Here is a 12,485-nt window from a genome sequence, read left to right as displayed (position 1 = left end):
GCAGGGCGACAAACATTGGAGAAGGAACCATGGCCAGAATGACCCATTCGCAAAAGCTCGTTCATCTCGCACAAGCGCCACGCACTCTCGGCTGGGGCGAATTACGTTTGGCCAGTGCGATGGCGCATGACAAATCTTGCCACAGTAAAGGGGCATGATCATGATCAACAATTCCAAGGAAGCCCTGCTGGCTCGTCTGGAAGAGGGTGATGTCATGCATGGCTGGGGCGCGATCATGGCATTGGGCCGTGAGCCGCTCGAGCAATTGCTCATGCTGCGTTATCTCGAAGGCCTCAGCCAGTCGAATTTTCTTGAGCACATCACTGGCAGCTACTTTACCGACGGTCAGCGTAATGACCAGGCAGTGTTCGAAGGGCTGGTGCTGGGGCCACCACAGCTTTCCTTTGCAGGGGTCTCGGGGGCAGGAAATCGCTTGACGGTGATCATGCCGTTTATCTCTGGCGAATACGCGTCGTATTCACGGTTTGTCGCCCAGCCACCCAGGCTCAAGAGCAGCCATGGCCTGCGTGAAGAGATGGGCTACCACGTGCAGATGTCGGTTGCCTTGCTGACCGTCGATGATCCTGCAGCCAATCAGGCCCGGCTGGTGCTCGACCTGAGTCAAGCCGAAGAGTTTGTCACCAACCTGGGTGAAAGCGAGACGGCTCGGCGGGCCATGGGGCGCTTCATACAGGCTGAATTGGCGAAGCATGAGGTGTTCAACCATCAGTTCGTGCTCTTGACCTGTGAGCTTAGCGGGCAGGATGCGCTCGCCGTGCGTGGCCTCAATGTGCGCACCCAGGCTGCACCAGAGGGCACGGGGCGTGAAGGTGATGGTGCCGCGATTGTTCAACTGGACCTGCGTGGCCGCCGCTTTGGCGGGACATGGCCGGGGCCAGGCGTGTTTCCTTATCTGCTGCCCGATGGCAGTCAAGGCGTAACGCTGCTGACTGAGCAGTTGCGCGTTCCTTTGCTTGGGGAGCTTGCCGAGCGTTTGCTGCGGCACTTGAGCTTGCCGAAGGCGTGGCGGTTTGCCATGAAGGAGGAGCACACCCCACATGATCGGGTAGTGTTCGGGAGCATTGAGGCCAGTTCCGCAACGCGTCAGGTCGAGCCGATGCAGGCGCGCCTTGGCCGCGAACAGACCACGGATTTCAAGGTGCAAGGCCAGGCTGTGGCGCAATGGACGGCAAGGAACATCAGCCACCCTCGGTCGACCGGGCAAATCAATGCACAGGGGCAGTACCAGGCCTCGGATGTTGCGCACTTCGCACGGGAAAGTCAGGTCATCCTGGTCAGTGCGCAGCTGGGCGAAGAAGAACCCGGAAGCGTCAATGCCGCGCTGGTGGTCGAATCTATCGATTCTTTGGTGGTCACGCCACGGGTTGCGGTATGGCGTAGTAGGGAAAGAGCGATTGAGTTCAATGTTGCGGGTCATGCTGGCCTGACCTGGGAACCGACGCTATACGGTGAATTGACCCTCCAGAGCGATGGCTCGCTAAGCTATGTGCCCCGTGAGCCTGAGCGGAGTCCTGCCGTCCTGTTGGAGCGCATCCGTCTTACTGATGGGATTAGGGGCGATACAGCCGAGGTCACGGTGGTAATTCTCGCCTACCCGGCTGTGCTGAACGTCTTGCCATTCCACGTGCCTAAAGTGCCCCATGGCAGCTCGGTGCCCTTCGAGGTGCAGAACGACGAGGCCGATGCCTGGCTCTTGTTCGGCGAGGGGCACATCGACCCTGCCTCAGGCGTATACACGCCGCCGGTATCGCCTTCAACCTCGGTCGCCGTGGTCATGGCCAATATCCGTGACCGTCATGCGGGGTATGCCATCATCGAGCTGATGCGCGAGGACGCGCAGGTCTCGATGATCAGTGAACGCTACAAGAAAGTTTTGATCTTCACGGTGACGCCCGTGCCGATTAACGGCACCGTGGCCTATGCCAACGGGTTGCAGCAGATCGCCCTGGATATCGTCATCCAGACTGAGGACTTCCGCAACAGCGATGGTGACGTGGTCAAGGATCCGGTCAGTGACCTTGAGCTGTCCACATTGAAGGTGCTCGCGGAGAACGGCAACCCGATCGAGTATGTGCTGGAGGGGGTGGAGGGCTTGGACCCGGCGCAAGGGCTGCGCTGGGGGTGGAGCAAGTCACGCAATCGCTATGACTATTACCAAGGGGCTCGGCAGGTGACGGCCAAGCCCATGGCAGATGAAGGCAAGGTCTCCTTGCGCGTCTATGTGCAAAGTACCGAAGCGGAAATCAGGAAGTTCCATGCCGAGTTCAAGGGGTATGACAACCGTACGCAGAACTCCAGAACCATCAGCAAGGATGCAGGTGAAGTCGAGTTGACCGGGCGCCCAACGCCTTTCTGGGCACTGAACAACTACGAATTCAAACCCAGGCGGGTTGCTTCGGAGGGAGGCAAGATCGTCAGGCAGGACACCTTCAACTTTTACAAGTACACCACTGACTATTGGGAACTCTCCGGTGCCACCCAGGAATATGGCAATCTCAGGTTTTACCAGGTCAGTTTCGACCATGCGTCGATCGTTCGTTGGGAGAGCGAGCAGCTCGCCGAAACGTTCTGCAGTTACGTAGGGTATGCCTTCAGGCCGGTATTGCCACCCGGTTCACCTGGTGTGCCGTTGGGCGTGTCGTACGAGTCGGCCTTGGAACTGCTGACGCTAGAGCGCGCCGTGAACTACCACGGCAAGCTGGATTACAACCTCAAGCCAGGCGAGGACCTTGCTCAAGGTACCCTGCTGTTGACGCTGGACAGGGTCTGGGACATGCCGTACTGGTACGACGGCATGGCGCCCGGTGGGGACTATCGCTCGTCCCTCGAAGGGGTCATGCGTTTCACCTTGATCGACCATCAGGGCAATCGGCACCAGTTGAATGTCAACTTCCTTCCTGAGGGTCAACCTGACAGCCGCAACCAGCTCGAACTCAGGATGGGTAGCGCGAAGGCAGCAGCCATTGACTCGGCCGTGCATTCCAACGCCTTCAACTTCATGAGCTTCATCGAGAATGGCGTCGACCCACGCACGGGCCAGTACAGCCTGGGTATTCAACTGCCCGAACTGATCGGCAACAACCTCTGCGGCCCACGCCTGCCCCTGCGCTTGAACTTCAGCCCGATGAACGACCAGGACTCAGGCTTTGGCATTGGCTGGGCATTGAACCTCAGCCAGTTCGAGATTCGCGCCAGCATGCTCAGCCTGGGTTCCGGGGAGCGCTTCAAGGTCAGTGACAACGGTCCGGGTGTGGAGCCGTTGATCGCCGAGCGCAAACTGGAGAGCTTCCACTTCCATAACGAAAGCGAACCGGACCAACAACGGGTGCGTTATCGCCTGGTGCACAAGTCGGGCCTGGTCGAGGTGCTGGAGCCGCAGGACAACGACCGGGATATTGCCTTGCCCGTGCGCGTGCTGGCGCCTTCGGGCCACGGCTTGACCCTGGAGTACGAGCGCGATGTCGACGGGCCACGGCTGGTTCGGGTGAGCGACGACAGTGGCCGCGACCTGCTGGCCATCGACTACAGCAGCAACCACGAGGTACTGCTCGACCTGCACCCCAGCGACGACCCCGAGGTCGAGCCCTGGGCCCGCTACACCCTGTCGCGTAACGGTGCCGACGAGTTGACCGATGTGGTGCTGCCGACCGACGAGCAGGCCAGTTGGCACTTCGAGTATCAGCGCTTCGGCAACCTGCGCTGCGTCAGCAGGGTGGACAACCCCCTCGGTGGAACCGAGCGGGTCTACTACCGTACCCAAGGGCATCGCTTCCCGCCGGCTGCCGATGGCATGACGCGCTGGCTGCCCAACGTCGAACGGCATGTGGTGCAACCCGGTGCTGGCCAGCCAGAAATGGTCACCGAGTACGACTACAGCCCGGAGAACTTCCTCGGCTACGGTGGCACCGGCATCGTCTGGAGGGACGATGGCCTGGACAACCTGTACAAGCTCGTCGGCAACCGCTACCAATACACCTCCACCGCCCGCTACAGAGTGCCCGGCGAGCCGGATGACGCCGGCAACCCGACCGAAGTCGACGCACGCACCATCACCCGAACGTTCAACCGTTTCCATCTGTTGAACGAACAGGTCACGCGCCAGGACGACTGCGTCGAAACCGTCAGCACCACCTACCACGAAGTGGCCGGCCAGCGTTTCGAAAACCAGCCGGAAAAGTTCCAGCTACCCCACGTCATGACAAAGCATTGGAGCCTGGCGAATGATCCGCGGCAGTATCGGGAAGAAAACGTCACCACCGACTACGACGCGTTCGGCAACCTGACCGAGGAGACCCAAGCCAACGGTATTCGTACGGTGCATGAATACTACCCCGCCGATGCTGAAGGGTTCGTTCAACATCCGCAAAAAAACTGGGTGTATCCCGCCACTGACGGCGAAGCAGGCGCCGATGTTCTGCGGACCGATTATGCGTACTACGTGCTGGCGCCTCTGGACAACCTTGCTGGCGGTGAATGGTTGCCTGAGCGTGAAACGCTGGTACGCGATACCGATGGCGCGACGCTGCGCGAAACCACCATCAGGTACTACCAGGATGCGGCTGACCGCTTGAGTTACGGACGGCGACAGAGCGAAGAACGCCGCCATGGCGAGGCGGTGACCAAGGTGGGGTATGTCTATGTCGAAGACACTTTCCACTACGATAAAGACGATAAGGTCGGCCACCCGGTTGTCAGGACCACCGAGACCCTCGAAGGGTTCGATCATGGTCAGGATCATGGGGATGAGCAGGGTGTGCGTGATACGCGCAAGGAACTGACACTGCTGCAATCTGTGCTCATTGGCGAGCCCGTGCTCAATCGTGACGATAACGACGTGGAAATCAGCTACTTCTACGATCGGGTGGGCAGAGTGTTACGTGAGACCGTGTCACCGAACGATTCCAAGTACAAAGCGAGTCGTCATTACACCTACGCGCTGGCGGCTGCTCCAGGCCAACAGGCGGTGCAGACGCAAGAGGACGTCAAAGGGGTCGTCACCTGGAGTTATGTCGATGGCCTCGGCCGTGAGGTCCGGGAAGAGCGCCAGGATACTGACTTCGGCCTGACTCCGCTTGCTCGCAAGGCCCCGCGCATCAGTTTTACGGTGGCGTTCGATGCCTTGGGCAACAAGGTCGAGGAGGTCGAGTACGACTGGTTGGAGCGCAAGAACTTGAAGTTGATGACCCGGTATGAATACGACGGGTGGGGGCAGCCGTGCTGTGTCATCGGCCCGGACGGGGTGCGCGTTCACGAGCGAATCGATCAGCAGGGCAGTACCCAGTGGCGCAATGGGCCGGTGGTGACGCAGTATCGCGAGTCGGCTGACGGCGAGACGCTCACCGGCGAAACGGTAACCTGGTTGAACCGCTTCGGCGAGCCTGCTCGGGTGGCGCGTTTCTACACCGACGGCAAACCGTACAGTGTTGATCAATCCTTCCATGACGGCCTGGGCCGCCTGGCGCGTGAGGTCGACGCCCGTGGCGGGCAGGTGACGTTCACCCGTGATGCTTTTGACAGGTTGGTAGACCACACCCTGGCCGATGGTGCAGTGGTGCATCGCGACTATGCAGCACACAGTGGTGAGGACTTACCGACCCTGATCAAGGTTGTCCATCGGGATGGTGCAACCGAAAGCGTGCTGGGCCATCAACTGTTCGACGGCCTTGATCGGATGATCGTTTCGATCACCGGAGGGCGCCGCCGGGCCATGCAATATGAGCATGGTCAGCGTCAGCCCAGGTTCGTGAAGACGCCGAAACAGCACATGATCGAGTATGAGTATGCGCCACCATTGGGTGAAGAACCTTTGGGGCGGCGCCTTGTCGATGCGAACGTCAATGCGCGGTATGAATATGATGCGCAGAACGCCAGGTTAATATCCTGCCTCGAACAGCCCGAGGTGGAGGGGCGAGCGCTGAATCCGGCCCAGTTCCAAGGGCTGGCGCGTGAGTATTTCTCCAACGGCGAGCTTAAATCGGAAACGCGCACGCTGGGGCAGGAAGCACCTTTCGAGATGCACTATGTGCACAGCCTGCGCGGTCGTCTCGTGGCCTATACCGATGTGCTGGGGCAGTTGCAGTCCTATGAGTACGATGACAAGGGGCGGCTCGAGAAGACCTCTCTGGGGGCAACGTCCAGCGTATTTGAATATGACGAACTCGGGCGCACTCGGCGTTTCACCACGGTGGAGGGCGATGAGGTTGCAGGTCAGCGCCTGACGACCGAGTTGGAATATGATGATTTCGAGCGGGAGCATCTGCGGCGCTTTATTTTTACCGATGCCGTACAAGAACTGGAGCAGGAATACAGTGTGGTTGATGCCATCGTGCGCAAGGCACTGACGGACATTGGAAATAAGCCGGCGGAGAACGCGTTATTACGTGAGGAACACTTCGAATACGACGCGCGGGCCAGGCTCGTGTATTACACCAGTGAGGGGCCATTATCCCCCGTCGATCCTTATGGTGTGGTCATTGAATCTCAGGACTTCTACCTGGATGACCTTGATAATATCGAGGCAGTGCGCACCTGGCATGCCGATGGGCGTATCGATGTTATTTACGCATTCGACAACCCGGACGACCCGGCACAATTGACGGGCCTTGAGGTGACGAAATTGCGCGGCGAAAAGTATGTTAATGCCGCCGGGCGCTGGGAACTTTCAGAGGGGGCAGTTGAAACCCTGGCACGTCAGGACATTGTTCTTGAGTACGACCCCGATGGCAATCTTGTTCGGGATGAAGCCGGTCGAATCCTTGGCTACGACCCTTTGGGGCGTCTCGTCAGTGTTGAACTGCCTGAGGGAGGGGAAGTCGGCAGTTACGGTTACGATCCACTTGATCGGTTGGCAGATCAGTCGACCCTTTAGTACACCGTTATCTATAAGCGTGCCGTCGGCCAGTCGAGGGGGCGGCTGGCCTGCACGTGATCGTGGAGGTCAAACTCTCATATAGGTGAAGCCATGAAGATTATTTTCTACTCTGAAAAAGCCCGCTGACGCGGCTAATAGTTTGCAACTGGTGCACGCGGCTGCTGGCGATGCGCAATTTTCGTTGCGCGATGGGCCGGTCGACCTCGGCGCCTTTTCATACGACTTGGTACAGCGGGGGCAACGACTGGTTCCTAGACGGCGCCAGCAAAATGATCAGCCCGGGCACAGCGTCGGTGCTTGCCCTGTACAGTGCGGCCCCAACCATGTGGTACGGGGAGTTGAGTTCGTTGCGCAGCCGCATGGGTGAACTGCGCCTGGATGAGCGAAAGTCCGGCGGCTGGGTCAGGGCCTATGGCAACAAATACAACGTCGCACAGGCCAGCGGTATGGGCTACCAGCAGCTTGAGGTAAAAGCCAAGCCTGTGCCGCGCAGTTTCACTTGGCCATTGGTGCCCAAGGCCACGGGAACAGCAGAAACCGTCAGGCTGGCGCTGGACGGGATTGGCGCGCCGCTCGAATACCAAGGGCAGAGCAGGCGATACGAGATCCCCTTGGCCAAGGTGGTGGCCCATGCCGGCAAGATTGTCGAGGTGCGCTATCGGGTTGTAGCAAAGGAGGGCGAATTGCTTTCGGCTGTGCGTAAGGTGAACGTGCAGGCGCCACCTACCAGTGCTTATCGAAGCCCGTATGTGCAAGGCGCCGGCGTGTCGGGGACGCAAGTTTACCTCAGCAAGGTTGGCACCTGGACCGATGTGTTGATGGACCCCTGGTACCTGATGTTCCCTGAGCAAAAAGTAACAATCGAAGTATCAGGAGTCTTGCCGGGGAGCGGCGAGGTCAAGGAAACGCTGCTGGATGGGTATGAGGTTAAGGCGTCTGATTTGACCGCAGGCATCAAGACACGCCTTGGTAAGGCATTCTTGCAGAGGCTCGTGGTTCCCAGTTCGTTCACAATCACGTCGAAATTGAGCTTCGATGGCGGGGAGAGTTGGCGGATGACCAGGTCGATCAATCTAAGCCTGTTCAGTTGAGCGAGTGGCCTAATGGCGCGTCACGGTTTGGCTCGTGGGGGCGCTCAAACCACCGTAATCGTTGATGATGGTGAACGTGAGCGCTATGTCCTGATTACCTGTTTGCGCCGGTAATGGAAAGTGCTGCCGCCCCATGGGGATGGCCATTGCCTTGGCGTCGAGCTGTTCGCCGTTGACCTCGAGGCGGGCGAATGTGAAATGGAAGGGGGTCGGGTTGTCCACGACCAACTGCCAAGCACCATCGAGCTGTTGAGCAGACCACTGCAGTTCGTTGAGCCGGGTTTCAGGTTTTTCCTTGAGCTGGCTTGGGCGGTAGAACAGCTTGATGCGTGTGCGCAGGGCAATGTTCAGCACGTTGCGGGCATCAGGGTCGACCTGCGGTAACTCCTGGACATTGAAGTAGAACAGCGACTCGCGATCGGTTGGCAGGTCGTTCGGCAGGACATTGATCTGTACCAACTGCTCACGGCCAGAGTCCAGGCGGAACAGTGCCGGTGAGGCGAGCAGCGGGACACTCGTGGTGGTGTCATCACTTGCCGTGTTGACCCAGACTTGGGCTGCATAGGCAGCTTTGCTGGGGTTGGCGACTACCAGCGAAGCGCTGCGCTTGTTGCTGGGCAACACGATGCGTGTGCTGTCGATGGTCAGTGCTGCCTGGGCAATGGGGGCCAGCAAGCTCAGGCATGTGGCGGCCACTGTGGCACGAAGTGCGGAGAAAAGAGGAGGCATGGACATGCGGAAAACCTGGACAGATGTGGCTTGATAGCGGTCCAGGCGCCTGTAAGCGCCTGGATTGATCGTTTAGCGGATGTCGACTAGGAAATCGACGCTGGTGTCGATTCTCCCTTCAGGCACGCTACCCGCTGTGGTCTTCAGTCGGGCGGTAAAGTGCATATCGGTTGGAAGGTTTTCGTCCAGGTCATGGGCATTGGATTCGGTCTCTGGTGGCAGCGGGGTGCTGCTCCGGTCGAGGATCTCCAAGGCTAGGTTGCTGGTGTAGCCAACACCACTTTGCAGTGCGTACAGCTTGCCAGTCGGGTCGGCACCGAAGCGCGGAGAGAACTTCACGAAGGCCTTCTTGGTGGGGTCGATGCTACAGGAGGCGTCAGGCGTGATGCGCAGGGAGAACGGCACCATTGCGGTGTTTTGATCCTCAGCAGTGAAGTCCCGCGTGCGGAAGTGGCCCAGATGGATAGGCTGGCTTGGGCCGCCTGGGTGTACCACTTCGATAGGGCAAGTGCCGCCAGTGGTGACGGTGCCCTGGAAATTGATAATGCCTGTATTGGCCATGGCCGCGGTGCTGGATAAGCTGATGGCTAATGCCACAAAGTGTTTTTTCACAATGATGTCCAAATGACGTGTTAAGTAAGGCCTCAAGCTGAACAACAACGATGCTCCGCTCGATGGCACGGCTGCAGAGTAGGCTGAATCAAGCACCTGATCTGTAGGAAAGTTCGCGTTGCTTGCCTGAATTTTACGACACGTCATTCGGTTTTTTACGAGCCCTGCCCGCCGCTGAAGCGAGTGGATAACAGCGCTTGGCGGTCAGTGAGTACTGCCGTGCCCTGGCTTGCTCAACAACTGCTTTTCCTGATGCCAGTCAAAGGGCTCGCCATTCTGTTCGGCTTCAAATCGATGCTCTTCCAATTGCTGGTACAGCGCCAGTTCTTCGTCTGGCATGAAGTGCAGGCAATCGCCAGCAAAGAACCACAACAGGTCGCGCGGTACCAGGTGTGCGATTTGCGGGTAGCGCTGGATTACCTGGCAGATCAGGTCTTGGCCCAGGTATTGGCTCTCCAGTGGGTCTTGTGGCAACAGCGTCAGCAGTTCGTCGAAGCGTTCGAGGAACAGGGCGTGGCTTTCTTCCGGCACCTGCTCTGCGTCACCCAGTGCAACCAGGATGGTGCGCAGGTGCTGGAGCAGTTGCAGGTGGTATTCCAGGTTGGGGTTGGCCATGGAATGGGTCCTCGGTATGGCTGAAACGGGGGGCGGAGTATACGCCGCGCCCCCTTTCGAGCGAAGGGTCAGCGCACCTTGCCCGGTTCAGCCAGCAACTGCGCCTTGTCGAAGGCATCGACGTCGATCACTTTTCTGCGCGCGTTCTCGGCTTCGTGCAGACGCAGGCCTTCACCAGGCTGCAGCACTCCGGCCGCGAGGGCTGCGTCGATGGCGGACTGGCCGGCGGTTGATTGGACGTCCCCCTCCTTGATGGCTTGATGCAATGCCTTGCGCAGTGGCGCCGTGTCGTCCAGTAGATCGCTGGCTCGCTGCAGCGCTGCCACCGGGTCGCCTTCTGCCTGGGGCCTGTAGCAACCGGCCAGCAGCTCTTCCAGTGCAGGGTCACCCTTGCTGCGGCCGATCAGTTCGGCTACTTCGGCATCCAGTTCATCACTGGGGCCTGTATGACGACGGCCGAACGGAAACACCAGCACGCGCAGCGCGCAGCCCATGAAGCGGTTGGGGAAGTTGTCGAGCAGACGGTCCAGCGCATTTTCCGCCTGGCCGAGACTCTCCTCCATTGCCCAGCGCAACAGCGCTCGCATGTGCTCCGGGGAACCCAGATCGTGATAGCGCTTGAGCGCGGCAGAGGCCAGGTACAAGTAGCTCAGCACATCACCCAGGCGTGCGCTCAGGCGTTCGCGGCGCTTGAGTGCCCCGCCCAGCAGCATCATCGACAAGTCGGCCATCAGTGCAAAGGCTGCCGCCTGGCGGTTGAGGGCGCGGAAGTAGCCCTGGCTCAGGGCATCGCCCGGCACTTTTTCCAGGTGGCCCAACCCCAGTCCATACACCAAGGTGCTGGCCGCATTGCCGGCGGCGAACATGATGTGCTTCAACAGCAGTTCATCGAACTCGATCAGCGCCTGGTCACGGTCTTCGCGAGCGGCCAGTGCCATCTCCTTGAGTACGAACGGGTGGCAGCGGATGGCGCCCTGGCCAAAGATCATCAGGTTGCGCGAGAGGATATTGGCGCCTTCGACGGTGATGAAGATCGGCGCCCCTTGCCAGTTGCGCCCCAGGTAGTTGTTGGGGCCCATGATGATGCCCTTGCCGCCGTGTACGTCCATGGCATGCTGGATACATTCGCGGCCACGCTCGGTCAGGTGGTACTTGAGAATGGCCGACAACACCGAAGGTTTCTCGCCCAGGTCCACGGCCTTGGCCGTCAGCAAGCGGGCGCTGTCCATCAGCCAGGCGTTGCCGCCGATGCGGGCCAGCGATTCCTGGATACCTTCGAAGGCGGCCAGTGGCACGTTGAACTGTTCGCGAATGTTCGCGTACTGGCCGGTCACCAGGCTGGTGTACTTGGCCGCGCCTGTGCCTACGGCTGGCAGCGAGATGGAACGGCCCACCGACAGGCAGTTCATCAGCATCATCCAGCCCTTGCCGAGCATGTCCTTGCCGCCGATGAGGAAGTCCAGGGGCACGAACACGTCCTTGCCACTGTTAGGGCCATTCATGAAGGCCGCGCCCAGTGGCAGGTGGCGCTTGCCGATTTCAACGCCAGGGGTATCGGTCGGGATCAGCGCCAGGCTGATACCGAGCTCTTCTTCTTCGCCAAGCAGGTGGTCTGGGTCATAGGCCTTGAAGGCCAGGCCCAGCAGAGTAGCGACCGGGCCCAGGGTGATGTAGCGCTTCTCCCAGTTCAGACGCAGGCCGATGACCTCTTCGCCGTGCCATTGGCCTTTGCAGATGACACCCGTGTCAGGCATGGCGCCCGCATCGGAACCGGCCAGCGGGCCGGTGAGGGCGAAGCAAGGGATATCGTCACCGCGGGCCAGGCGCGGCAAGTAGTGGTTGCGCTGTTCGTCGGTACCATAATGCAGCAGGAGCTCGGCCGGGCCCAGTGAGTTGGGGACCATGACGGTGGAGGCCAGGTCGCCGCTGCGCGTGGCCAGTTTCATGGCCACCTGGGAATGGGCATGGGCAGAGAAGCCCTTGCCGCCGTACTCCTTGGGGATGATCAGGGCGAAGAAGCCATGCGTCTTGATGTGCTGCCAGGCCTCGGGCGGCAAGTCCATGTCCTGGCCGATTTGCCAGTCACTGACCATGGCGCAGAGCGCTTCGGTCGGGCCATCGATGAAGGCCTGTTCCTCTTCGGTGAGTTTCGGCGCCGGGTAGGCGAGCAGGGTGCGCCAGTCTGGGCGGCCGCTGAACAGCTCGCCATCCCACCACACGGTGCCAGCATCGATCGCTTCGCGTTCGGTTTGCGACATAGGCGGCAAGGTGCGCTGGAACCATTTGAACACAGGGCCCGTGAATACCTTGCGGCGCCAGTCAGGCAGCACCAGCAGCGCGGTTTTGGCTGCGAGTATCAGCCAGATCACCGCTAGCAGCCAGCCGGGGGCCTTGCTGAAGATACCCATCAGCAGCGTATAGATGGCGATGATGCCGAGTATCTGCAAGGGCGGCAGGCGCCGGTGCGTGAGGTACGCAGCGCCGATCACCAGAACCACCAACCACAACAGCAACATAATCACTCCTCCTTGGAACCAGGGGCTAGA

At 59.9% G+C, this 12,485-nt stretch carries 5 protein-coding genes and 1 pseudogene; 2 read left to right on the top strand and 4 right to left on the bottom strand.

The window, feature by feature from the left end:
- Window positions 1-160 precede the first annotated feature (160 nt).
- Window positions 161-6,889, top strand: a complete 6,729-nt coding sequence (locus PC358_RS28145; RefSeq protein ID WP_244884619.1) for an RHS repeat domain-containing protein — start codon at window positions 161-163, stop codon at window positions 6,887-6,889.
- A gap of 151 nt (window positions 6,890-7,040) precedes the next feature.
- Window positions 7,041-7,983: pseudogene (locus PC358_RS28435) on the top strand (autotransporter outer membrane beta-barrel domain-containing protein).
- 9 nt (window positions 7,984-7,992) lie between these two features.
- Here PC358_RS28435 and PC358_RS13815 read toward each other — a convergent pair.
- The 4 genes from PC358_RS13815 to PC358_RS13800 form a co-directional block, all read right to left on the bottom strand.
- A complete protein-coding gene (locus PC358_RS13815; RefSeq protein ID WP_033700592.1) occupies window positions 7,993-8,718 on the bottom strand; it encodes a fimbrial biogenesis chaperone in 726 nt (241 codons plus the stop codon).
- 66 nt (window positions 8,719-8,784) lie between these two features.
- Window positions 8,785-9,372, bottom strand: coding sequence for a fimbrial protein (locus PC358_RS13810; RefSeq protein ID WP_162181151.1), 588 nt, complete (start codon window positions 9,370-9,372; stop codon window positions 8,785-8,787).
- A gap of 156 nt (window positions 9,373-9,528) precedes the next feature.
- Complete coding sequence (locus PC358_RS13805; protein WP_033700591.1) at window positions 9,529-9,939, bottom strand: PA2817 family protein; 411 nt, start codon at window positions 9,937-9,939, stop codon at window positions 9,529-9,531.
- A gap of 68 nt (window positions 9,940-10,007) precedes the next feature.
- Complete coding sequence (locus PC358_RS13800; protein ID WP_033700590.1) at window positions 10,008-12,455, bottom strand: acyl-CoA dehydrogenase; 2,448 nt, start codon at window positions 12,453-12,455, stop codon at window positions 10,008-10,010.
- Window positions 12,456-12,485: the final 30 nt, after the last annotated feature.

Origin of the sequence: Pseudomonas capeferrum (assembly GCF_000731675.1) — a bacterium.
GTDB classification, from domain to species: Bacteria; Pseudomonadota; Gammaproteobacteria; order Pseudomonadales; family Pseudomonadaceae; genus Aquipseudomonas; species Aquipseudomonas capeferrum.
Note: the sequence above shows the minus strand (reverse complement) of the source record. Positions and strands in the feature narration are given on the sequence as shown.